20 protein-coding genes are annotated in these 23200 nt (G+C 42.5%); 17 read left to right on the top strand and 3 right to left on the bottom strand.

All coding sequences use genetic code 11. From position 1 onward, the window contains the following. Nucleotides 1–251 precede the first annotated feature (251 nt). The 5 genes from HMPREF9469_RS04930 to HMPREF9469_RS04910 all read left to right on the top strand — a co-directional run bounded on the left by HMPREF9469_RS04930 (nucleotide 252) and on the right by HMPREF9469_RS04910 (nucleotide 7411). Nucleotides 252–2612, top strand: a complete 2361-nt coding sequence (locus HMPREF9469_RS04930; protein ID WP_007859778.1) for a hypothetical protein — start codon at nucleotides 252–254, stop codon at nucleotides 2610–2612. A 127-nt stretch (nucleotides 2613–2739) separates the two neighbouring features. Next, nucleotides 2740–5448 carry an ATP-binding protein gene (locus tag HMPREF9469_RS04925; protein WP_007859777.1) on the top strand — a complete coding sequence of 903 codons (2709 nt, stop codon included), beginning with the start codon at nucleotides 2740–2742 and terminating at the stop codon, nucleotides 5446–5448. Nucleotides 5449–5470: 22 nt separating this feature from the next. After that, nucleotides 5471–6055 (top strand): hypothetical protein, encoded by a 585-nt coding sequence (locus HMPREF9469_RS04920; protein WP_007859775.1) that lies wholly within the window; start codon nucleotides 5471–5473, stop codon nucleotides 6053–6055. Further along, nucleotides 6052–6894, top strand: a complete 843-nt coding sequence (locus tag HMPREF9469_RS04915; protein ID WP_007859773.1) for a C39 family peptidase — start codon at nucleotides 6052–6054, stop codon at nucleotides 6892–6894. The genes HMPREF9469_RS04920 and HMPREF9469_RS04915 overlap by 4 nt, the downstream gene beginning before the upstream one ends. Before the next feature lie 10 nt (nucleotides 6895–6904). After that, nucleotides 6905–7411 carry a hypothetical protein gene (locus HMPREF9469_RS04910; RefSeq protein WP_007859771.1) on the top strand — a complete coding sequence of 169 codons (507 nt, stop codon included), beginning with the start codon at nucleotides 6905–6907 and terminating at the stop codon, nucleotides 7409–7411. Between the two features lie 174 nt (nucleotides 7412–7585). Here the strand turns inward: HMPREF9469_RS04910 and HMPREF9469_RS04905 are convergent, their stop codons facing one another. Further along, nucleotides 7586–7888, bottom strand: coding sequence for a helix-turn-helix domain-containing protein (locus tag HMPREF9469_RS04905; protein WP_007859770.1), 303 nt, complete (start codon nucleotides 7886–7888; stop codon nucleotides 7586–7588). 146 nt (nucleotides 7889–8034) lie between these two features. On the opposite strand from HMPREF9469_RS04905, the gene HMPREF9469_RS04900 reads away from it, so the two are divergent. After that, nucleotides 8035–8349 carry a hypothetical protein gene (locus HMPREF9469_RS04900; RefSeq protein ID WP_007859768.1) on the top strand — a complete coding sequence of 105 codons (315 nt, stop codon included), beginning with the start codon at nucleotides 8035–8037 and terminating at the stop codon, nucleotides 8347–8349. 567 nt (nucleotides 8350–8916) lie between these two features. Here the strand turns inward: HMPREF9469_RS04900 and HMPREF9469_RS04895 are convergent. Next, on the bottom strand, nucleotides 8917–9279 hold the full coding sequence (locus tag HMPREF9469_RS04895) for an FCD domain-containing protein (RefSeq protein ID WP_007859766.1): 363 nt from the start codon (nucleotides 9277–9279) through the stop codon (nucleotides 8917–8919). A 219-nt stretch (nucleotides 9280–9498) separates the two neighbouring features. Here HMPREF9469_RS04895 and HMPREF9469_RS04890 point away from each other — a divergent pair, with 219 nt between their 5' ends. The 11 genes from HMPREF9469_RS04890 to HMPREF9469_RS04840 all read left to right on the top strand — a co-directional run bounded on the left by HMPREF9469_RS04890 (nucleotide 9499) and on the right by HMPREF9469_RS04840 (nucleotide 21442). Further along, on the top strand, nucleotides 9499–9966 hold the full coding sequence (locus HMPREF9469_RS04890) for a VOC family protein (RefSeq protein ID WP_007859762.1): 468 nt from the start codon (nucleotides 9499–9501) through the stop codon (nucleotides 9964–9966). A gap of 68 nt (nucleotides 9967–10034) precedes the next feature. Further along, nucleotides 10035–11060: a sugar ABC transporter substrate-binding protein gene (locus HMPREF9469_RS04885; protein WP_007859761.1), complete on the top strand. Its 1026-nt coding sequence runs from the start codon at nucleotides 10035–10037 to the stop codon at nucleotides 11058–11060. Nucleotides 11061–11144: 84 nt separating this feature from the next. Then, the gene (locus HMPREF9469_RS04880; RefSeq protein ID WP_007859759.1) at nucleotides 11145–12641 is read left to right on the top strand and encodes a sugar ABC transporter ATP-binding protein; all 1497 of its coding nucleotides are present in this window, start codon (nucleotides 11145–11147) and stop codon (nucleotides 12639–12641) included. Beyond that, nucleotides 12634–13617 (top strand): ABC transporter permease, encoded by a 984-nt coding sequence (locus HMPREF9469_RS04875; protein ID WP_007859758.1) that lies wholly within the window; start codon nucleotides 12634–12636, stop codon nucleotides 13615–13617. Before HMPREF9469_RS04880 ends, HMPREF9469_RS04875 begins: the two co-directional genes overlap by 8 nt. Before the next feature lie 27 nt (nucleotides 13618–13644). Then, nucleotides 13645–14466 carry a transketolase gene (locus HMPREF9469_RS04870; protein ID WP_007859756.1) on the top strand — a complete coding sequence of 274 codons (822 nt, stop codon included), beginning with the start codon at nucleotides 13645–13647 and terminating at the stop codon, nucleotides 14464–14466. Between the two features lie 6 nt (nucleotides 14467–14472). Further along, nucleotides 14473–15417 (top strand): transketolase family protein, encoded by a 945-nt coding sequence (locus tag HMPREF9469_RS04865; protein ID WP_007859754.1) that lies wholly within the window; start codon nucleotides 14473–14475, stop codon nucleotides 15415–15417. 144 nt (nucleotides 15418–15561) lie between these two features. Further along, nucleotides 15562–16365 (top strand): IclR family transcriptional regulator, encoded by an 804-nt coding sequence (locus HMPREF9469_RS04860; RefSeq protein ID WP_007859752.1) that lies wholly within the window; start codon nucleotides 15562–15564, stop codon nucleotides 16363–16365. A gap of 78 nt (nucleotides 16366–16443) precedes the next feature. After that, on the top strand, nucleotides 16444–17358 hold the full coding sequence (locus tag HMPREF9469_RS04855) for a nitrilase family protein (protein WP_007859751.1): 915 nt from the start codon (nucleotides 16444–16446) through the stop codon (nucleotides 17356–17358). Between the two features lie 48 nt (nucleotides 17359–17406). Continuing rightward, entirely contained in the window at nucleotides 17407–18927 is a 1521-nt protein-coding gene (locus tag HMPREF9469_RS04850) for a CoA-acylating methylmalonate-semialdehyde dehydrogenase (RefSeq protein WP_007859750.1), read from the top strand. A gap of 120 nt (nucleotides 18928–19047) precedes the next feature. Further along, the gene (hydA, locus tag HMPREF9469_RS04845) at nucleotides 19048–20430 is read left to right on the top strand and encodes a dihydropyrimidinase (RefSeq protein ID WP_007859749.1); all 1383 of its coding nucleotides are present in this window, start codon (nucleotides 19048–19050) and stop codon (nucleotides 20428–20430) included. A gap of 13 nt (nucleotides 20431–20443) precedes the next feature. Next, entirely contained in the window at nucleotides 20444–21442 is a 999-nt protein-coding gene (locus tag HMPREF9469_RS04840) for an NAD-dependent epimerase/dehydratase family protein (RefSeq protein ID WP_007859743.1), read from the top strand. Between the two features lie 974 nt (nucleotides 21443–22416). Here the strand turns inward: HMPREF9469_RS04840 and HMPREF9469_RS04835 are convergent. Next, the gene (locus HMPREF9469_RS04835; protein ID WP_007859741.1) at nucleotides 22417–23196 is read right to left on the bottom strand and encodes a hypothetical protein; all 780 of its coding nucleotides are present in this window, start codon (nucleotides 23194–23196) and stop codon (nucleotides 22417–22419) included. Nucleotides 23197–23200: the final 4 nt, after the last annotated feature.

Raw genomic sequence — 23200 nt, 5'->3', positions numbered from 1 at the left:
CTTTTAATTTTAAAACTACAGACTATATTGAGATATTATTCCAAATATAGTATAATCATAGTCATATTTAGGCGCGAATAGAAGAATAAAAATATATTTTTTCAGGCTAAATATATAAATAATTAAAATATATCGGAAAATATGGTACGATAATAATGTCCATATTAAATGTATAGAATTTTCTGCAGGCAGAAAGATTGGGGATCATCTATAACAACCTGCAAATGTATCAATAAAGGGGTGGTAGTTATATGGAAAAAAATAATATCGTACGGGTTGTGGGGATTGATTTCGGAACCAGTACATCGCTGATCAAAGTAAAGCGGTATCAGAATGGAGAGCCATTGGGGGATCGGTTTCTTACAACCAGTGTTACCTTTGGAAACGGGGAGGCAGATTCAAAGGCAGTCACAATCGTGCGAAAAAACGCAGACGGAACAATGACCTGCGGACGGGATGCAGATGAACCTGTGGAAGGGGCCCGGATTTTTAAAAATTTCAAGATAGATCTGGAATGTGAAAATACGGAAAAGAGAGAACTCGCCAGACAATTAACAGAAAGCTTTTTGGCGTATATGTATACTTGGTATACTCAACAGTCCAGTACCCTTGGCTCAGTAGAGGATGAAGAGCAGACCATCATCAGCTACCCGGTAAAATGGAAAAATGAGACACGCACCTTTATGGAACAGGCAGCCAGAAAGGCAGGCTTTAAGAATGTTACTTCCATGGATGAGGCATCAGCGGCCCTTTACACCGTACTATGTCAGAAGGCCGGAGAACTGGAAAAGCAGGGGATTTTAAAAAGTGGACAGAACGGCTATCTGCTTTTGGTGGATATGGGGGCAGGGACTACGGATCTTGCCTTTTGTCGGTTCCATGTGGCAGAAAAAACTAAGGGAGTCCTTCATGCCGAGGACATTTCTAATGAAATTATTGCAACCTGGCCGGGGGAGGGGAGTTGCCTGACCTGCGGTGGTTGTGAGATCGATAAGGCCTTAGAGATGTATGTGGCAGACTATCTAAAAGGAATGAAAAGTAATGGACAATCGCTTCCACCCGAGCAGGCGGAGCAGATAGCATCAGCTAACTCTGCTGCAAAGAAGTGGAAGGAGGAGACGGTTTCCCGTGACCTGAATGAGGGGAAACGGGTTACAACCTGCGGATATGTTGCCCCGTTTTCCATGATATTTGAAGGGGCTTCCTTTCCGGGCTTTGATCGTTTCAGGTTTGAGCAGATGATTTCAGATCATTTTTTGAATTTCAGTCAGCTTTTGGAGAGCGGAATGCAAATGGCGGAGATGAAGGATGAGGTATTGTCCATAAAACATCTAGATTTTGTGATACTTACAGGAGGGCACAGTAACTGGTATTTTGCCAAAGATATGTTGGACGGAACCCGGGGAGGTTTATATCATCCTCTTCTGATTAGGGCGCAGTCCGAGAAACAGCGGGTCATCTGCCTGCCTAATCCTCAGGAGACAGTGTCTACAGGGCTTGTGTATAGTTTTTTGCCTTTTAAAATGGAGGCAAAAGAAAGCGCAGAACCGGAGCTGCAATCAGAATCACAACCAGAACAAGAACCTAAGCCACAACCGGAATCACAACCAAAGTCAGAACCGGAGCTAAAACTGGATCGGAGAGATGACTATTATAAAAAATACTCGCGTAAGATTTTGTTTATTGGCGGGGAGGATATTGCAGTAGTTAAATCCGATGGGACGGTTTATTGTACGGCACAAAAGGAGTTTTATACGGGTAACTTAAAAGATATTGATAGGCTCATTGCAGTAAGCTATCTTGAACTACTTGAGATGAGAACGTATCAAATCTTTATTGCAATAGACAAGAGAGGGTATCCTTCATTCGACACCAATATCCATAATGATAGATTTAAAGAAACAATTGTTCCGGCAAGGAAAACAAGAACTCGTTTTGTGGATTTTCTACGTCATGGTTTTCCACAGCTGACGTATTTAATAGGATTGACTTATGACGGAAGAATCGTGGAATTGGATGGTAGCGAGACAGGAAGGAATCTAACTCCGTTTAACGATATTGTATATATGACAGGTACATGGGAATGTATTTGTTTTTTTAGAACAGATGGCACCCTATGGGAATTTAATGGTTCCATTTCAGAAACGGATAAGCATTTATATGGAGATGTTAAGGAGCATGAGTGGAGTTATTGTCATCTGAAACAATTTGTTATGAGTCCTGAAAATGAATGGTTGTATGCTGGTCTTACAAAAGATGGAACTATAAAGGCCTGTTCTGCTTTCAGTGAGGCAGAAAGCTGGAAGAAAATTTCTTCGATTTCCATTGGAGATAACCATTTGATTGGATTAACAATAAAAGGAAATGTAAAAGTGTGTGAATGTAATTACAGGCCGTTTCCGTGGTATCCGCTGTATCATTTTGGAGTGGGATTTTCTTGTGTGTTGGGGAAATTTATTGAAGCCATTGCAGATGGAAGACGGTCAGCTGCCATTCGTCCAAACGGACGAGTTGTTTATACAACTTGGGGACCACAGATGGACCGCCATGGTAGAGTAAAAGACTATGGTTACCTGGATACACCGGAGATTGAGTGTGTCAAATTATTTTAATAATCATTTCGGAATACTGGAAAATATAAATATACGTTTTCAAGGGTGAAATGTACAAAACAATCTGATTTACAGGAACTTCATGATAGTATGGCGTCAGAAGCAACTATACACAAGGAGAATACATATGGAAGTGAGCAACTCAAAGAAGAGGCCGTCCATCCGTTTTGAGGATTTGTTTCATGGGATCGACCCCAATACGTTAGTGATCGATAATCCGATCCAGGTACCAAACAGCTTTTACCGGGAACTGCTGGACTGTTCCATGGAACGCAGCTATCTGGATTATGTCAGTGAGCGTAAGGCATTCCCCCAAAAGACCGGAGAGACGCAGCCGTTTAAAGCCACCTGGCTTCAGATTACGCGTCTTCCGGTCCATCCTGATAATTCAGACAGCTATGATTTGTTTAACCGCTGGCAGGGAGTGCTTTCCTCACTGCATGCATGGGGATACCGTTTCCTTTTCCTGCTGCAGAGACGGGAAGGAAAGACCCATCTTTATCTGGGAGCCATGTCATCCAATCCCAATTTCATTGCATCGGATGCTATAGAGCAGGTGAAGGAGGCGAGTTCCGGCAGTATGCCGGGGGTGGAACTCCGGGCGCTTACAGATATGGAGGCGGCCATGGAGATCAATTTTCCACTTCAGGGTTATGGCTGTATGGGGGCCGTAACGGGACTTCCGTCATTCTTTTCAGAGAAGGAACCAGGTGTTCTTCAAACGCTGGATTCCCTGGCTTTTGGTATCAGAGGGACCCAGAATGAAGACCGGCCCTACTCCCTGCTGGTGATTGCGGATCCTATATCTGATGCAGGTACAAATGAAATTATTAATAAAATGCGTTCCATTGGAAGTGAGATCCATTCCGATGTGGACCGGCGCGTCAACCTCAATGAGAGTAACAGTACATCCGGGCAGAAGGGATTAAATCCTTATGCGGCAGCTGAAGTGTCCAAAATGGCAGGAGTTGGTCTGGGACGATTGATGGGAAAAATGGGCGCGAAAATTGGCACAGAGATTGCCCCAGGATTTGGAACGGCAATCGGCCAGGCCGTAGGAAATGGAGCGGGAAGGCTTCTGGGGAGCGCCGCAGGCGTGGCACTGGGACAGCTGAACAAAACAACGAGCAGCAGCTTTTCACTTACCGTTGACACCTCCTATCTGGACAAATATGCCCAGTATGCCGAAGAACTGACGGAAAAGCACATTGAGCGGATGAAGCAGGGAAGAAATCTGGGGTATTGGAACGTAGGCGTCTATGTATTGGGGAAAAATCGCAAGGACGTGACTACGGTTAACGGTATGCTTCGCTCCATCTACTCAGGAAGGGAGAGTTATTTGGAGCCGATCCGCCTTCATGTGCTGAATGGCACGTCCGGAGCCATGGACATTGTCCGGGGTGGTTTTAACATGATCCCTCTATATAACGCCAGTGCGGATGGGATGTCGGAGGATGTGGAGTGGCACGTATTCGGACGAAATTATCAATATCTCAGCACCCCTATGAACACGAAAGAATTGGCTCTGACTACGTCTTTGCCAAGGCGTGATGTACCGGGGCTGCGTTTTGTAAAGACCGCCGTCCGTTTTGCCAATAACCCGCCCGTGACGGAGGGGGATACCATATGTCTTGGCAAGCTTGTGGATATGGGAGTGGAGCAGAAAAATGAATACCGGATCGAGCCTGATGTCCTGGTAAGGCACGCGCTGGTTACGGGGAGCACCGGTTCCGGAAAGAGCACCAGCGGCAAGCGTATTTTAAAGGGACTGCTGGAGAAGAAGATACCTGTGCTGATCATAGAACCGGCCAAGGATGATTATGTGCGCTGGGCCATGGAAATGAACCGGCACCTGCCACAGGATATGCAGTTTCGGATTTATATGCCAGGCCACACGGAGTTAAACGGTAAAGAGCTGAATCGTCTTCAGTTAAATCCCTTTGAGCCGGCGGCTGTCTCTGGGGCAAAGGTTGATATGACGGCCCGATGTGAAAACCTGATCGCACTATTAAATGCCAGCCTGCCTACCAGTGATATCCTGCCGGTACTCATGGATGAAACGGTTTATAACCTTTACCGCGGTTTTTATGGGAAAGAGTTTGTAAATGGTTTTCCAATGATCCAGCAGGAAAAATATCCCACCCTGGATCTCCTTACAAAGATGGCGCAGCTGGTAATGGATAAGAAGCATTATGAGCAAAAGGTAAAGGATAATCTGATGGCCTGTCTGGAAACACGTTTCCAGTATTTAAACAGGGGGACCAGAGGACGTCTCCTGGCTGTAAAGCGATCCACAGATTATGATAACCTGTTCAGCCGTCCCACAGTAATCAATATAAGCGGTATTTCCTCCGCAAAGGATAAGGCATTGATTATGTCACTGCTTATGCTGAGCCTGTACGAGTACCGGAAATCGATCTATGAAAACGATGCAGAATACCGCAGCTGCGCTGACAGGAATAAGCTTTTACACCTGACCCTGGTGGAGGAGGCGCACAATGTACTGATGAAACCGGAGACGGATGCAGGCGGCACAGGTAATCCCCAGCAGGTGGTTGCCGATCTGTTCAGCAACATGTTGTCAGAAATCCGCAGTTATGGGGAAGGTCTGATGATCGTGGATCAGGTGCCCACCCGTCTGATCCCGGATGCGATCAAGAATACCAACTATAAGATCGTCCACCGCATGACGGCTCCGGATGACTGTCAGGTCATGGCAGCCAGCCTGGCTCTCAGGGAGGAGCAGAAGGCATTGATCCCATCCCTTCCCGTAGGTCATGCTATTGTCTATGGTGATAAGGATGACGCGGCGGCCTGGGTGCACTTAAGCCTTTAGTGTCTTGCAGAAATGAGGAAAAATGAGCAAGAGTATATTATCAAAAGCAACACCGCTCACCATGTTGGCTGTAGTAATTGCAGCGGTAATTGCAGCGGTAACAGCTGGTGCGGCAATTTGTAAAATCCGGAAAAGGAAGCGGATAAGTTCAGAAGAACATAAGGCGGAAGGACTGCTGGTCAGCGGAATCGGAAAAAATTCAGAACTTTTTGACGGCCTGTATGAGAGTCTGTACCTGTCTGTGTTAAAACCAGAACTGGATAACCGGGATGGGTATCTGGAATGGTGCGGCAGGGTCAGGCATCTGGATAACCAAAATGAGTTTCAGATAGCTTTTTTAAAGGAATTGGAAATCGGGGAAAATGCAGACCCTGCAGTGTATCAGAAAGCGGCAAGGTATTTGTTGCAACTGATTGAGAAAGCGAAGATCTGCCGTTCCCAGGATCAGGAGCTTAAAACCAGTGCCGGGGTATTGAGGGATTATCTGTATCTGGGACCTCCTGCTCCGGAAGACGGGGAGGTTTGTGTGGTATTGAAACCGGCCTGGTACCATGATGGAAAACTTGTAGAGCAAGGCATATTGATGCCAAAGGAGATGGGAAAATGAGTGCTGAGTTTGAGTATTTTAGTCCTGAGGAGATAGTTGATCTGACAGAGCCTGTCGGGGAGACGGATCCGGAATGGAAAGAGATCATTGACAATCTTCAGGAGGGGTCTGAGTCCGGAGAGCAGGATCCGGCAGAATGGAAACGGATCATGGAAAACCTTCAGGAACTGGGAACGGAAGGTGAAAAGGAACATGGATCGGAGGGGAATGAGGACAACGGCGTCCGCATTTTTAAGGAAAAAATGGAGGATGGTACTCTGAGGGAAACCATCCGCTCCCCCTTGCTGGAGAAAATGATACAGGAACATAAGATGGAGCAGGACCGTATACATGATACAGGGGAAGCCGCAAAAGAATGGCATCTGCAAAAGTATAATGATACCTGTGCCATTGTCAGCCAGCAGTTCATTCTGAACGAGTATACAAAAGTCATAGAAACTGAGGAAGAAATGAGATTTGCAGCCATGAACCATGGCTGGTATGTGCCGGGTGAGGGTACATCAGGGGAGGATATAGGAAACTTATTAGAGTTATATGGAGTGCATACGACCACAAAGTGGGCAGCTTCTTTTGATGATATTTTGCAGGCCTCCAGAAAGGGGGAGCGTATGATCGTTACAGTAAACGATCTTGCGCTCAGCACAGAATATAGTGACTATTATCCATTATGTTCATCCAACCATGCCATTGAGATCGTAACCGTGGACGAGGTGAAACAGAAGGTCATTGTCAATGATCCGGGTATAGAGGATGGGCGGATGAAGGAAATATCCTATGATAATTTTATGGACGCTTGGTTTACAGGTTTGAATTACCTGCTGATCGCGCATCGTGAATAAGGAGGAACATATGGATTGGAAACAATTTTTAGCTAATATGCAGGGAAATGAGATTTTAAGGAAAATAATTCCCCTGGAACAGGGGATGCTGTATCCGGCATTTTCTCTGATAAATGGTGAACTGTGTGTACATTTTCTCTATCATCGTTTGCGGGTCCGGGAAAATGGCCTGGAGATCTGGAAACCTCAGTATGAAGCCGTTGTGCTCTATCCCCAGGGAAGGGTGATCCGCGTGCAGAATCTGACCTTCCATCCGCAGTTTTGTGATAAAGATTACCACACGCCACAGCTGCTTTTGCCAAAGAGTCCTGAGGAAAAGATAAGGTACCAGAAAGCGTCAAAAAGGTATGAGGAAGCTCTGGCACTGATGCTTAAGGAGGCCGGCGCCCCGGCGGGAGAACACAGAGATCAGAGACTAAGAGATGAGATTAAGCAGTATTATATGGCGTTAAGGGAACTTCTTCTGCCAGATCAGTACGATACTTATTGCAGGCTCACGGGGATAAAAGACCAATGAAAACATAGATGGAAAGGATGTAGATGAGAAACTGAATATGATCATCAATGGATATGTCTTAAAGCCTGAAGAATCAATAACTGAGGATGCGCTGATAATTCTTAGAATGGGGTATGAAATTGGAAAATAAGAAAGACGAGGAGTATAATTCTCCCCGTCTTTTTTTTGAAACATCTATTTGGATTTAAACTGCTTCTTTAAGATTTCCACTATATCTTCAATCGCCTTTTCTTGTTCTGGCGCTAAACCATCAATTACAATTATCTTACGGTTTTCAAGTCCAAGGATATAATCAGTAGTAGTATGGTATAAAATTGCAAGTTTGGACAAAACTTCGGCAGATGGATAAGACAGGTTCCCTTCATAATTACTAATTGCAGATCGTGTGATATCCAAGTGTGCGGCAACTTGCGATTGGGATAAATTGCGTTTTTCTCTAAGTTCTCTTAAACGGTATCCAAAATCATATATTTCCATGCGCACCCCCTATATACCTATTGTTACTATTCTACTAGCTAATTAGACATTTAAAGTGTCAATAAATATATAAAAGTTCAAATAAAATGTCGTATTGGTGGGGATTTTAATATAACATAGCGTTTGCTATAGGGAGGGGGATAAAAATGGGTACATATAGAAGATGTTTTATTGCAGTTATATTAATTATATTATTAGGCGGTATATACATCTGTATTCCAGAATACAAGATATACAAAATATTTTCTCAGGAGGGTGCAGACTTCAGGGATACGGAGCTTCATGTCGTTGTGTATAAGCCGTGGCATACAGATGAAACTGTTGAACGGATTTTAACTCAGCATAAAAAAATGAATGGAATGCCTGATAAGCTGACGGTTTTGCTGTATCATAGTAAATATGATGTAGATCGTGGCCGGGATTATTACATGGCGGTGTTTCTATGTAAAGATTTTAGATAGAAAAATGAAATTATCGTTACAATGGAGTTACAAAGGCAAAAAAGATTGAATTATTTCCTAATGTACCGAATAACGGGGTTTACGAGGTTACTGTAGCGGCAACAACCTATGGTACATCCTTTGCAAATGTATGCTGCAAAAATCCGTATGATCATGAAATTTATACAATGTGGTGAATTGTAAAAAATGGGGAGACAGAATAACTGCCTCCCTAAAAATATGTAAATTATATCCAAAATGTCTATTGTATAAAGACACAAAACGCTAAAAAAACGATAAAGTCCGCCATAAACGGACAAAAATCGCAAAGAATGGTTTCATGGTATAAGCTTTGACAGGATATTGTAAAATTAACTGAGAACTATCAATGGACGAGAAGAAGAAATCTCCCCGTCCATTTTTTTGGAAAAACACCTTCTATTTCGCTGCAGGCGGTAATATAGAGCAAGAATAATTAAGTTTAATAAATATTAGCTTTTAAATGTTCTTCTATTTTGTTAACTTCCTGATTCTTAATGTATTCTAAATATTCCCGATGCTCTTGAGCAACTATGTTTAATGAATCTTTTATGATTCCTTGTTGCAGTAAGTGTGAACGGGTTTTGGATGATATATTATTCCATAAAGCACAGATTGTAAGACTAGAAGCGTGTGTTCAATCAGATAGGAATGAAATTTCATATCCAAATCAGTTAAGTTATAAAGGTCATCTTCCGCATCAGCCATTTCCATTTGCTGAATAAGAGATTCTAAGTACTGGTAATCTGCAATGGTTAAATACCGGCAAGCATTTTTAGCAACAAATGTCTCAATGACTCTTCTGGTAGGCACAAATACTTCTCCTTCTTGATCAATCCGAAGGATTGCTTCACGAACCGGTCCACGGCTAATCACCCTATTATTGTGGTCAGCCTGTTTTTTATGAGGCATCCCTTTTCCTTTTTCTTTCTGATCAGACGATGGATAGTAAATTTTTGAAAGTGTATAAATAAAAACAATGTACTAATTTCATTTTTGAATTAATATATATAAAAATATAAAATAATTTCAAAAATGAATTGACATAGCTAGAAAAATGTGCAAAAATAATAATATGAATCAAATGCAACTTAAAAATTTATTAATTTTAACCAAAAGGGGGAATCAATTATGACATTTGGAATTCATCACACGTGCCTGACTGTCAGTGACATGGACAAGTCTTTGATCTTTTACAGGGATGGACTTGGTCTTGATGTTGTCAAGGATGTTGACGAGCAGGGGGAGCGGCTAAGCATGGAGACTCAGATGGAAGGGGCTCATAACCGTCTTGTATGGTTGAAAACATCCATGGGTAACACGCTTGTTGAGCTTCTTCAGTATATTCATCCGCTAGGAAAAGCCTTTCCTTCCGATGCCAGATGCTGCGATGTAGGTATGCCTCATATTTCTTTTCTGGTTGAAAATATTGATGAGATGTATGAAAAACTTTGCGGTATGGGAGTAACATTTACTGCATCGCCAATGGACTGCGATAACAGTACATTTGAAGGAGCAAAAACAGCTTACTGCTATGATCCCGATGGAATTTTTGTAGAACTGTTTCAAATCCCGGTTGATACGAAAACTTTTTATTAATTTACAGGGGGCTTTACATAAAACTGAACCAGGCAATCCTGGATAAAAATAAAAAAGGAGAAGGAACTATGAAAAAGAAAAAAGTTATTGCATTCGTTTTAACAGCTTTTATGCTGCTGAGTTTAGCGGCGTGCGGGTCGGCGGGCTCTAAAACTGAGACGGCCCCGGCTCCGGAGAAAACAGAAGCGTCTTCCGCTACGGTAGGGACTGAAGCATCCTCCGCTACGGCAGAGACGGAAACGAAAGAGGGCGGACGTGTATTGGGACTTGTTCTTCTGAACGGCGCGATTGAACATTGCCAGCATTTTGACGAAGGCGTACGCGACATTGCGGCAAAAAACGGAGATGAGGTTGTCACCCTTGACGGAGCCTATTCTGTTGAGACCATCAACCAGTGTATAGAAGACCTAGTTGCCAGGGAAGTCGATGGTATCATTGTAGATGCGCTTGATAAAGAAGGACATATTTCATCCATTAAAATAGCAAATGCCGCTGGTATTCCGGTTGTACAGTCGGATAACATTTGTGCGGATGAATCAGTTGTAATTGGCATGACGGCTTCTGACAATTATGACGCCGGTTACCAATGCGGTGTTGACGCGGCCGCCAAAATGGAAAAACGGGGAGAAAAGGGAAAAGCCATATGTCTTGAAAATCCGGGGGCGCCGGCGCCTGAAGCCCGTCTTGAAGGATTTCTTAAGGCGTGCGAGGATAACGATATAGAAATATTGGCTGTTCAGCCGGGGGCAGGAACCGAAGCGGCGGCATCCACCACTGAGAATCTGATTCAGGCACATCCGGAAGCTAATATTTGTTTCTGTATAGATGATCCGGCTGCAATGGGCGCATATTCTTCCTTAAAAACTGCCGGGATGATTCCGAATTGTCTGGTTTATGGCGTGGATGGAAATACAGAGAATAAAGAACTTATCGCTTCCGGTGAAATTGCAGGAACCGTTCAGCAGGATCCGTTTTTAATGGGCCAGACATCAGCGGAATTTTTCTATTCCTACTGGGCCAATGAGGACTATGAGTTTAACATAACGCTACCAATTACATTTATTAACAGTGATAATGTAGCAGATTACCTGTAACCCTTTCCGGCCTTAATGGAATTTGTTAGAAAAAGCAGATCATAAGGGGATAGACGTCATCCCCTTTTGAAAGGTGATGTTTCTATGCATGAAGTCGCATTAAAAATGAAGAATATACAGAAATCCTTTTCTGGAATAAAGGCTCTGGACAATATAAGCTTTGAGCTGAGAAAGGGTGAGGTGCATGCCCTGTTGGGGGAAAATGGCGCCGGAAAATCAACATTGATAAAAATTCTGTCGGGAATTTATCAGGCGGACAGCGGCAGTATAGAAATAGAAGGAAAAGAAATTTCTATACATAATTCACTGGATGCGATTAAACAGGGAATTGCCGTAATACATCAGGAATTGGTTTTAGCTGATAATATGTCAATCGCCGAAAATATATACATGGGTCGTGAGCGCTGTAATAAATTCTGTTTTATTGATTTTAAAGCTGCGGAAAAGGAAATTCAGGAAAGGCTTGATTTGTTGGGTATTGATTTGAAAGCAACCATGATTGTAAGCAAACTCAGCACACCGCAAAAGCAGGTTGTGGAAATTGTAAAAGCTCTTACCTACAATGCCAAAATTGTCGTTATGGATGAACCCACGGCGTCCCTGAGTAATAAAGAAATTGAAATGCTTTTTTCGATAATAGAACAATTAAAAGAGCAACACATTTCAATTATCTATATTTCCCACCGTATGGAAGAAATTTTTCATATTTCAGATCGTGTTACGGTAATCCGCGATGGTGAGTATGTTGAAACGCTTAAAACAGAAGATACCAATGCAGACGAGCTTGTGCGGCTGATGGTTGGCCGCCGGATATCTGATTATTACTCCCACATAAAACGGAAGCTGGATGAGGTTGTACTGGAAGTAGAGGGCCTGTGTACATCAGATAAGCTGCAGGATATCAATATGAAGCTTTATAAAGGCGAGATACTTGGACTATCCGGATTAGTCGGAGCAGGGCGCACAGAATTAGCCAGGGCAATGTTCGGCATTGACAGAATAGAAGCCGGCTCCATAAAAATAAATGGCCGGGCAACGGCAATAGAATCGCCTGAAGATGCAATCAGAAACGGAATTGTACTAATTCCAGAAAGTCGTAAGGAGGAAGGACTCATTCTTGGAAATACGGTTGGGTTTAATATTACAATTACCGTTTTGGAGGAATTTATTAAATTTATTCATGTAAAGCGGCCCAAAGAACAGGAAATCATTCATACGTTTTTCTCAAAGCTTTCAATTAAAGCCAGTTCTCCGTGGCAGACAGTCGGTTCCTTGTCCGGCGGTAACCAGCAGAAGGCAGTTGTTGCAAAATGGCTTGCAACCAAGCCGGATATTATTATTATGGACGAACCGACCCGCGGTATTGATGTGGGAGCAAAGGCTGAAATATACACACTAATGGATGAGCTTGCCAAACAGGGCACTAGTATCATTATGATTTCCTCTGAGCTTCCTGAGGTTCTTGGCATGAGCGACCGTGTTTATGTCATGAACAGTGGCAGGATTGTTGCGTGCCTTGACGGCGCGGAAGCCACGCAGGAACTAATTATGAGTTATGCAGCGGGGGTTAAAAATGATTAAAAAAGTTGAAACGGTGAAAAGACATGCAGAAAGCAAGACAGTGCAAAGCGCCAGAGAGCTTTTAGGCATCCTGGCCGCGCTGATTATAATTTGTATTATACTTACTTTTTTAAGTGAAAAGTTTCTCCGGATTACCAATGTGATTACAATTCTGAGGACCACATCCATTAATGCCATTGTAGCGGTAGGAATGACATTTGTAATCCTTACAGGAGGCATCGATCTTTCTGTAGGCTCTATTATGAGTCTTGGCGGCGTGCTTTGTTCGCTGATGATAGCGCGGACAAATGTGGGCATTTTAGCCTCTCTGCTTATCGGCTTGTTAGCCGGCGCCGCTGTTGGTTTTATTAACGGAATGTGTATAACGAAACTGCGTCTGGTTCCGTTTATTGTTACTCTTGCAACAAGCTATGTAGCCCGCGGCGGTTCCTATCTTTTAACCAATGCCCGCCCGGTCTCTATAAAAGAAGAGTTTTTCTACGAATTTGGCAATGGCATGATTGGCAATGCATTTCCCTACCTGATTATCTATATGCTTATTGTATTTGCTATCTTCTGGATCTTGCTGAACCGTACAAAATACGGCAGGCGTATTTTTGCAATAGGCGGAAACGAAGAAGCCGCAAGATTTTCTGGAATTAAAATTGACCGGATAATTATTATTACATATGTATTAAGCGGGGTTTTGGCGGCATTTGCCGGGATTATAACCTGTGCCAAGATGTACAGCGGCCAGCCTGTTATCGGGGAAGACGCAGCGATGGATGCAATTGCGGGAGTTGTTCTCGGAGGAACCTCCATGACCGGAGGCTTTGGAACATTAACCGGAACGATTATTGGCTGTATCATCATCGCCGTAATTAATAATGGCATGAATTTGATTGGTCTTAATTCTTTCTGGCAGCAAGTGGCAAAGGGGCTTGTTATTCTGATAGCAGTATATGTGGACGCCATGAAAAAAACACGTAAAAATTGATTGCGCCTTCAGAGGAGATGATAACAGGTGGATGAACAGATATGGGAATTGGAGCAGATTTCTAACGAATGTAGAAAAACAATATTAAAAATGATCCATCACGCCCAAAACGGTCATGTTGGAGGTTCTTTATCAGAAATAGACATCCTGGTGGCCCTATATTTTAAAATAATGAAGATAGACCCGGAAAACCCTGGCTGGATTGAAAGGGACAGGCTGATATTGTCAAAGGGACACTCCAGTCCAGGCTATTACACAGCTCTTGCCAAGCGAGGTTATTTTGATGAGGCGCTGCTCGACTCATTTGACCAAATTGATAGCAGGCTTCAGGCGCATCCGGACATGAACAAGTGTCCGGGAGTTGATTACAGCACCGGTTCACTGGGACAGGGTCTTTCTGTTGGCATAGGAATTGCCGAGGCAGGGATCATAAAAAATCTTTCATTTACAACGTTTGTATTAATGGGGGATGGAGAAACTCAGGAAGGCCAGATATGGGAAGCCCTTATGTATGCGGGTGTGAAACAGGTGAAAAACCTGGTGGCAGTTTTTGACTGCAATAAGGTACAGCTGTCCACGCTGTTATCCGACAGCATTGATCTATCACCTTTTTCAGATAAGCTAAAGGCATTTCGCTGGAGGGTTGTAGAAACAGAGGGTAATCATATGGAAGATATCAGCTCCGCGCTTATAAGGGCAAAGGAGGAAAGCAGCAGCGGACCTGTGGCGGTCATAGCAAATACTGTAAAAGGCTGTGGAGTCAGCTTTATGGAAAATAAATACCAATGGCATGGAAAAGCGCCTAATGACGAACAACTGGAATTGGCGCTCCAGGAGCTTGGGAGGTGAAGGATTATGCAATATAAAATTTCATCCATGGTTTCTCAAAGAGCCGCTTTCGGACAGGGTCTAATAGAAAAAGGTGCCGAAAATCCTAATCTAGTAGTACTGGACGCCGATGTATGCTGCTCTACCCAAACACATTTATTTCGCGAAGCTTATCCTGAACGGTTCTTCCAGGTTGGAATTGCCGAACAGAATATGCTGGGAATTGCCGCCGGCATGGCATCAATGGGATTGATACCCTTTGTATCTGCGTTTGCTGTATTTTTGACAGAGCGCGGCGGGGATCAAATCAGGAATTCAATCGCGCACCCCCGGGCCAATGTAAAGTTAAACGGTGCCTATTGCGGCCTGCCTACAGGGAGAGGCGGAGCCACTCATTCGGCAGTGGAAGATATAGCTGTTATGAGATGCCTGCCTAATATGGTCATTTTGGATCCAGCCGATGCTACAGAGACAAGGCTTTGTATTGATTTGGCCATGGAAATAGAAGGCCCCGTATATTTGAGAACTGTTAGATGCGAGGTTCCTACAATCTTCGGTCCGGAGCATCAAATAAAGCTGGGAAGGACGGTAAAGCTTTTAGAAGGCAATGATATTACGGTTATATCCAGTGGCATGATGACGGGCAAAGCAAAAGCGGCAGGTGCCATGCTGGAAAAGCAGGGCATTCACATTGATTTACTTCATATGCCTTCTATTAAACCCCTGGATGAAGAAGCTGTGATAGAATCGGCAGCGAAAACAGGGAAAGTTATTACTGTCGAAAACCATTCCGTAATCGGAGGATTAGGAAGCGCAGTATGCGAATTGTTATCAAAAAAATATCCGGTTAAAACCAGTTGTCTAGGTTTTCCTGATATATTTCTGCAATGCGGAGCTGATGAGGAATTATTCTCAAGGTATGGTATGAACACGGAAAACATTGCAGATACAATATTGAAAAGAGTAAAGTAACAACAGACACATTTTAAGGTTTATTGTCCATTTTATAGTAAATTCAAAAATTCCATAGAATCTAAAAAAGTATTGCATCTATACATAAATGGATTATAATTACAATAATGGATAAATTTGCTAAAAATGGAGGTTGGTTTTAAGATGGATAACAAAAACGAACAGGGTGGTCAGATGATCACAAAATTATTTTCAATATTGGAATATATGTCCAAACGAACAGGGCAGGTGCGGCTGCAGAATTTAGCAGCTCATTTGGATATGTCACAATCAACGCTGCTTCGTTATCTAAACAGTATGATTCGTGAAGGCTATGTTTATCAGGATAAAGATACTTTGGGTTATGCGTTAACGTGGAAAATATGTAAAATAGCGAGTGAACTAAGCTCTCCGCTGGCAGCCAAATGTATCGTCAGCCCTTATGTGAACCATTTATCTCGGGATACCGGACTGGGCGCGGCTGCAATGGTAATGCAGGGGTACGAGGGAATTTACGTTGATTTGATCGATGATCCCACAACACTTCTGACTTCTCTTGTAAGACTAGGAAATTGCCCTCCGTTAAATGCTACGGCTTCCGGGAAGGTGCTGCTGTCACAGCTGTCACCTTTAGAATTTGAAGATTTCTATGCGCTGAAGGGATTGGAAAGAAAGACATCCAGTACAATTGTTGATAGAAACCAGTTAATGGAAGAACTTGAATGTGTTCGAAGACAGGGGTATGCTTTAGAGCTTGATGAATGCACAGATGGTGTGGAATGTGTTGCAATGCCTATTTATGATTACCGCAATAAAATTTACATGGCATTGTGTGTGTTTGATAGCAGGCATTTTACAGAACCAACCTATTTAAAAGAACAGATTTTACCGAAACTTAGTAAATACGCAAAGGAAGTATCCTTTCGCTTAGGATGTTCAGAGAATCAGTTAAAAAGCTACAAATATTAGTAAATGGTTCAGCTAAGACCTGTTCATCAGTGTTTTCTGTTAGATGTTTGCAAAATAATATACATGTAAAGGGGTATTATGATGAGTCAGGAAATTAATTATGCAGAAACAAAGCGTATCAAGGGAAAAGAATCGGAGGTAAAGGTGGCGTCCATACAGATGGAGCCTGTTTTCGGAAATAAAAAAATAAATCTGGAAAAGACGCTGCGGTTAATAAATGAGGCAGCGGATCATGGAGCGCAGATAATTGTGCTGCCGGAGTTATGCAATACGGGTTATATGTTTAACAGCAGAGCGGAAGCTTTTTTACTGGCCGAAGAAGTTCCGGCAGGAGAAACCAGCCAGGCTTGGATTGATGTGGCCAGGAAACGGAAGTTGTATATTGCCGCCGGCATTGCGGAGCGTGAAGGTAATGATTTATATAACTCAAGTGTATTTGTGGGGCCTGAGGGCTATATTGGAACCCACAGAAAGGTTTGCTTATGGGATGAAGAAAAAATGTTTTTCGAGCCCGGAAACCTGGGTAATCAGGTGTTCCACACTCCCTACGGGCGGATCAGCCTGCTAATCTGCTATGATATGTGGTATCCGGAGCAGTGGAGGAACTGCGCGCTGGGAGGGGCGGACATCGTATTGGTTTCAACGGCCTGGATTTATTATCCGGATCTTCCCTATGGGGTAGGGAATCTGGGAGTTTTTCTCGGTATCAGCGCTGCGCTCTGCAATAATTATTTTGTTGCGGTTGCAGACAGAGTGGGAACAGAAAGAGGATGTAGATTCCCCGGAAACAGCCTGATTATTGATCAGGGAGGAAAACCTATTGCCGGGCCTGTGGGAATGGAAGAAGAGACGGTTATCTATGCAGATATTAATATGAGCGATGCAAGACGTAACCAGTGGACGGAATTTGCAAATCCCATCAGAGACAGACGAATTGATTTGTGGGGATCTTATATTGGGGATACCTCTTTCGATAGGGTTTTGCCAAGGTAGTAAAGCAGCTTAACAGGTCTTGCAGGGAAATAAAAGGAGAAACAGGGTATGGATGATATAATAAAAAAAGGTTACTGCGTAAACGGTGAATGGAAGGAATCTAAAACAAGTAAGTGGATGTCCGTTACAGACTCATCTACGGGAGAGGTAATGGCGGAGGTGCCCTGCTGTACAGCTGATGAGGTAGAAGAAGCCATTGCTTCAGCTCAGGCGGCATTTTCTGAATGGTCGATGCTCTCCCTCAGTAAACGGACGCAGATGTTGTTTAGATGGCGCAGTGTTTTGACAGAGCATGTAGAAGAATTAGCTTTGTTGTGCGCGAAGGAATTAGGGAAAACACTTGATGAGGCAAGAGGCGATGTTTTAAAGGCGATTGAACCTACAGAGCTGGCGTGCGCCGCGCCGTTTATCACCCAGGGGTCCGCATCGCTGCAGGTCACCAGCGGTTTTGACACGGCCTCTTACAGAATGCCCCTAGGCGTTGTGGCGGGTATTGTTCCCTTTAACTTTCCGGCAATGATTCCCTGGGGATGGATGGTGCCCCTGGCAATCGCAACAGGAAATACCGTAGTGTTGAAAGCCGCATCCTACACACCGCTTACTTCTATGAGAATGCTGGAACTATTTTATGAGGAAGCAGGATTTCCCAAAGGTGTAGTGAATTTAGTTACGTGCAGCAGAAAAGAATCCGAGCTGTTTTTGACAGATCCAAGAATTAAGGCAGTAACCTTCGTGGGCTCTACGGATGTTGGAAAGCATATCTATTCGGTGGCGGCAGCTCACGGAAAACGTGTGCAGGCACAATGCGAAGCGAAAAACCATGCGCTGGTGCTGGAAGACTGTGATCTGGAAAGCACCACAAACGCCATTATTAATTCTACATACGGATGTGCGGGAATGCGCTGCATGGCCTTGCCTGCTATTGTTGTGCAGGAAAGTATTGCAGATAAATTTGTCCATTTACTGAAAGAAAAAGCTATGGCAATGAAAATAGGCTGCGCCTATGATCCAGAGACACAACTGGGCCCAGTAGTAAATGAGAAACATAAGCAGTTTATATGCGATTGGATTCAAAAGGGAATTGACGAAGGAGCGGAACTTGTTCTTGACGGGCGTGCTGTTTCGGTTCCTGGGTTTGAAAAAGGTTTTTTTGTAGGACCTACAATTTTAGACCATGTAGAGAATGAAATGACAGTTGGGGATAGGGAAATATTTGGGCCGGTCACTGTTATTAAGAGAGTGAAAGACTTTGAAGAAGGTCTGGCAGTTATGAACTCCAATCCCTTTGCCAATGGTTCGGTTATCTTTACACAGAGCGGATATTATGCCCGCCAGTTTGAACTGCTAACAGACGGCGGTATGGTAGGAATCAATGTGGGCATTCCGGTTCCCTCGGCCTACTTCCCCTTCTCAGGCAATAAAGACTCGTTCTTTGGAGATCAGCATGTACTGGGGATCGATGGGGTCCGCTTTTATACCAGGGCAAAGACTGTTACAAAGCACTGGTATGATGAGCATTCTAAAAAGAAAGTTATGGATACATGGGAAGGAACAGTAGAACGTATTTAAACTCTGCCGGTTCTGCTCTCCACAGCTTGCTACAGCAAATTAGGCTAAGCTAAATAAACTGCCCCTGCGGCAAGCCGCAGGGCAGTTTATTTAGTAATATTTATAATGGAGAAAAGGCAAATGAAAGAACAGTGGGATCTGATTATAAAAGCCGGCACGATTGTAAACAGTAGCGGATCCATTCGTGCCGATTTGGCAGTTAAAAAGGGGAAGATTGCGGCTATCGGTTATTTTGAGCATATGGAAAATGTAAAGAGCATTGATGCAAATGGCAAGCTGGTTTTACCGGGCTTGATTGATGCCCACGCCCACATACAAACAGGCGTTGGGGAAGCAAAATCAAAGGATAACTATTTAAATGGAAGCATTGCCGCCGCATATGGAGGAACCACTTCCTTTATAGATTTTGCTTTTAATAATGAAGGTGAAAAGCCCAAAAATTCCATGGAAAGAAAATTAAGGGAAGCAGCCGGAAACAGCATTCTGGATTTTTCGTTTCATCCCTGCATTAACCAATTGGATACGGAGTCTTTAGAGGATATCAGATATTATTTAAGAAACGGTTTTCCTTCAGTAAAGTTATTTACTGTATATAGAAATAGTTTAATGCTGGAAAAAAAAGGAATCTATGAGGTGCTGAAAATAGTTGCGGAAGAAAACGGGATTTCTCTTATTCATGCAGAAGAAGCGGATATAATCGAGAGAAATATTTCAGATGCAATAGAGTCAGGTAAAACGCTGCCGAAAAATCACGCTGAAAGCAGACCAGTTATTTCGGAGATTGAAGCAATGTACGGTATTCTTGCTATGTCTGCCGAGACAAAGGCGCCGGTTATATTTGCTCATATGACAACTGGAGCAAGCAGGGCGCTCTTAGAAAGAAGAGATGGAGCAAAACTTTTCGCGGAAGCATGTCCTCACTATTTGGTTCTGGATGAAAGGGTTTATGAACAGGAAGACGGGTATAACTATATCTGCAGCCCGCCTATTCGGTCTGCATCAGACAGAGAGAAACTTTGGCAATTAATTAAAGACGGTTATGTGCAGATGATTAACAGTGATCATACGGATTATTCATCGGAGCAAAAGAAAAAGTATTGTAATTACTTCCCCAAAATACCAAACGGTCTTCCCACCATTGAAACACGGGGAATGGTATTCTTTTCAGAAGCGGTTATGAAAAGAAGAATGCCTGTAGAGCGTTTTGTGGCTCTGACATCTGCAAATGCTGCAAAATTAATGGGGCTTTATCCTCGGAAGGGTGTGCTGCAGCCCGGGAGCGATGCAGATATCATAATTGTGGATCCGGATAGGAAATATATTATGAGGGCTTCCGATATGCATATGCAGACAGATTTTTGTCCCTATGAAGGAATTCAGATGAGAGGGAAGGTTGAATATACAATAGCGGGGGGAGATATTTTGATAGAAAATGGAATATATACCGGAAAAGCGCATACCGGAAAGCTGTTGAAACGCGGAAAACCCATACTTGATTTGTAGGAGAGATAGAAAAATGGAGAAAGAGTATGTTTTTATAACTGGAGGAACGGGATTTATAGGCATGAATATTGCTAGTCTTCTTCTAAACAAAAGGTACAATGTCATTTTGTATGCAAGAAAACCTCCGGCGGATACTTTTACCAGGGAATTCGAAAAAATGCCGGGAAAGATTTTTTTTGAGCAGGGAGATGTTCTGGATCAGGAAAAAATAGAGAAAGTAATCCAAAAATATCGCGTGAGCTATTTTATCCATGGGGCGGCCATTACTCCGGACAGAACCATGGAGGAAAACAATCCATCTTCTATCATAGAAGTAAATTGCCTTGGGCTTTTAAAGGCTGTTTTGGCAGCAAAAAATCAACATGTGAAACGGTTTATATATTTAGGCTCTATTTCTGCATATGGAGAAACCGCTTTTCAGGAGAAAAAGCTGAGTGAGGAAAGCAGTATTGGAACCCCAAAATCGCTATATGAGATTTCAAAATACGCTGGAGAAAAAATACTGCTGCGTTTAAAAGAGTTGTATATGATGGATGCGGTAATTGCCAGAATCGGAGATGTCTATGGGCCCTGGGAGAGATATACGGGCGTAAGAGGACATATGAGTTTGATTTATCAATTAACGCAAAAAGCAATCAGCGGCGAGCATGCTGTTTTGCCAAGACCATGTTGTCAGGATTGGGTATGCGGAATTGATATTGCAGATGCAGCTGTCAGACTTATGGAGGCAGAAACCCTCCGCTATGACAGCTATCCTTTATGCAGCGGCAAGCAATGGAGCCTGCTTGAATGGTGTGAATTGTTAAAAAAAAGATACCCTGATTTCTCATATAGCCTGGCATCGATTCCAGAAGAGGCAACTATACAGGTAAACCAGACGAGGGATAACGCTGCCATGTCTCTCGATAGATTATATGAAGATACCGGATTTGTCCCGGCTGCCGACACTCCGGAGAAAGGGTTTGAATGCTATATGAAGTGGTTAAGCAGCCATCCGGATTTCCTGGTTTAGCGCAGACATGTTCATGAAAACAGTCCAACGGGAAAAGAATATGGTAAGAGGCGTAAATCAAATACCATACCGGCTTACCTCCTAAGCTACACCAAATGCATTGTTCATGAATGCCAGGATATTTTCATTCTCGTCCAGAGAATCACAGAAGTATTCAAAGATCGTATGACTGGAACTATGACCCAGTAAAGCGGAAATTTTAATAAGCGGAACCTCCATTTCCAGCAAGATGACCACATACATTTGTCGCAGAAAATCCAAACATTTGGATTTTCTTCATCATTCCTTTGCAAGTCACATGATTGAACAGGGCGTTCCAATCAACAATATTCGGTCTATGCTTGGACACAGATTTATATCCACATCTCCAATAAAACGGTAATAGATCCCCTTCCCACCAAAAAACGGAAGTCCTCAAGATGCCCACTAAAACCATCAGTCCAACCAAGGTAGGCGGAATTCCCGCTAATATATGGTCGGCTCTGAGCACCCACAGAAGAAGGCGATATTCGAGATGGAAATAGGAACATAAGCCGCGTAATGGCGCGTTTATTGATGCGGTAGCCCATTATGTGGTTGAACACTACGAATAGAGATTACATACGATTATATTTATTGATATAAACATTTTATTATGGTAAAATAACTACAGTATGCAGACAGTTGTCTGTGTACGCCTAGAGTGAAATCCTCATAACTATGTTCGTTTTAAACAAGTATGCACGATAGTTGATTGTAATAGCAATTAGCGTCTTGCAAATTTGCTGAACATGGGAGGTGGTCACGTGAATTATGATCTACTTATGATTTTGCTTATAATTCTGGTGATTTCAAAAAAGTAACAACTTTTTATGGGGGTGTGAACCCCCATTTTTTATCGTAAAAAAAATAGGGCAGAAGAGTATTAAAACTCAACTGCCCTATCGATTTGTATCTTGTTTAATATCCCACTAAAATAATTAAAGAAGGATAGATCAAAGGTGTATATAAAAGCTACCATCATAAATATCATATATAATTCTCATAATACTAATTAAAAATATGCATATGAATAAAATATTAAAAATACCATGTTTTCTTAGAAAACACGATTTGCTTGATTTGTGAAACTCCACGTTATCTTTATTGTTGTAAAGAATATGTAGCAAGACAGATGAAAAGAATCCTATCACATTGATTACAAATTTCACATAATATGCTGTTACATTTATGTACGACAACACTTTTTCACCATACCCAACTCTTACATATCCAAAAAATCCTTCCAATTCGACAATTAACATAAAAAATAGGTAAAAAGATATAATCTGAAGAATTACTATATTTTGCTTGTTTCTTCTAACTTCAAAGTAATCATTAATTAATACCTCTCTTAAAATTATAAACACGCCTATAGATAAAATAGGAGTATTTCTGTAAAAGAAATATTTATAAATATCCCCAGATATCTCAAAATGGTTTACCAATAAGCCATCAAAGCCAATTAGAAAACCACTTGTAACTAATTTTGAGTAACTGTTTAGATAATAAATTAAAAGTAAGAATGCAAATACGTAGGAAAACTTTATTATATATGAAAGTATATAGAAAGCCACATTGGGTTTTCCATTTATGACTACTAATGGCTGACTAATGGGGTTTATATTTATATAAAGAATTAATAAAACGCAGCAAATAAGCCCAAAAGCCAATATGAAATAAGTTAATGAATTTGGTGTTAATTTTACCAACAAATCGTTTGCCTCATAACTCATCCAT

Source organism: [Clostridium] citroniae WAL-17108 (genome assembly GCF_000233455.1).
In the GTDB taxonomy this organism is placed as follows: domain Bacteria; phylum Bacillota; class Clostridia; order Lachnospirales; family Lachnospiraceae; genus Enterocloster; species Enterocloster citroniae.
The sequence above is the reverse complement of the archived record's forward strand: the minus strand, read 5'-3'. Positions and strand labels throughout refer to the sequence as shown.

Coding starts and splice junctions, on each gene's coding strand:
- hydA (WP_007859749.1), top strand. CDS start 19,048: ATGAAAGAACAGTGGGATCTGATTATAAAAGCCGGCACGATTGTAAAC.
- HMPREF9469_RS04905 (WP_007859770.1), bottom strand. CDS start 7,888: ATGGAAATATATGATTTTGGATACCGTTTAAGAGAACTTAGAGAAAAA.
- HMPREF9469_RS04895 (WP_007859766.1), bottom strand. CDS start 9,279: ATGCCTCATAAAAAACAGGCTGACCACAATAATAGGGTGATTAGCCGT.
- HMPREF9469_RS04915 (WP_007859773.1), top strand. CDS start 6,052: ATGAGTGCTGAGTTTGAGTATTTTAGTCCTGAGGAGATAGTTGATCTG.
- HMPREF9469_RS04860 (WP_007859752.1), top strand. CDS start 15,562: ATGGATAACAAAAACGAACAGGGTGGTCAGATGATCACAAAATTATTT.
- HMPREF9469_RS04855 (WP_007859751.1), top strand. CDS start 16,444: ATGATGAGTCAGGAAATTAATTATGCAGAAACAAAGCGTATCAAGGGA.
- HMPREF9469_RS04885 (WP_007859761.1), top strand. CDS start 10,035: ATGAAAAAGAAAAAAGTTATTGCATTCGTTTTAACAGCTTTTATGCTG.
- HMPREF9469_RS04925 (WP_007859777.1), top strand. CDS start 2,740: ATGGAAGTGAGCAACTCAAAGAAGAGGCCGTCCATCCGTTTTGAGGAT.
- HMPREF9469_RS04900 (WP_007859768.1), top strand. CDS start 8,035: ATGGGTACATATAGAAGATGTTTTATTGCAGTTATATTAATTATATTA.
- HMPREF9469_RS04890 (WP_007859762.1), top strand. CDS start 9,499: ATGACATTTGGAATTCATCACACGTGCCTGACTGTCAGTGACATGGAC.
- HMPREF9469_RS04865 (WP_007859754.1), top strand. CDS start 14,473: ATGCAATATAAAATTTCATCCATGGTTTCTCAAAGAGCCGCTTTCGGA.
- HMPREF9469_RS04875 (WP_007859758.1), top strand. CDS start 12,634: ATGATTAAAAAAGTTGAAACGGTGAAAAGACATGCAGAAAGCAAGACA.
- HMPREF9469_RS04880 (WP_007859759.1), top strand. CDS start 11,145: ATGCATGAAGTCGCATTAAAAATGAAGAATATACAGAAATCCTTTTCT.
- HMPREF9469_RS04835 (WP_007859741.1), bottom strand. CDS start 23,196: ATGAGTTATGAGGCAAACGATTTGTTGGTAAAATTAACACCAAATTCA.
- HMPREF9469_RS04920 (WP_007859775.1), top strand. CDS start 5,471: ATGAGCAAGAGTATATTATCAAAAGCAACACCGCTCACCATGTTGGCT.
- HMPREF9469_RS04910 (WP_007859771.1), top strand. CDS start 6,905: ATGGATTGGAAACAATTTTTAGCTAATATGCAGGGAAATGAGATTTTA.
- HMPREF9469_RS04850 (WP_007859750.1), top strand. CDS start 17,407: ATGGATGATATAATAAAAAAAGGTTACTGCGTAAACGGTGAATGGAAG.
- HMPREF9469_RS04930 (WP_007859778.1), top strand. CDS start 252: ATGGAAAAAAATAATATCGTACGGGTTGTGGGGATTGATTTCGGAACC.
- HMPREF9469_RS04840 (WP_007859743.1), top strand. CDS start 20,444: ATGGAGAAAGAGTATGTTTTTATAACTGGAGGAACGGGATTTATAGGC.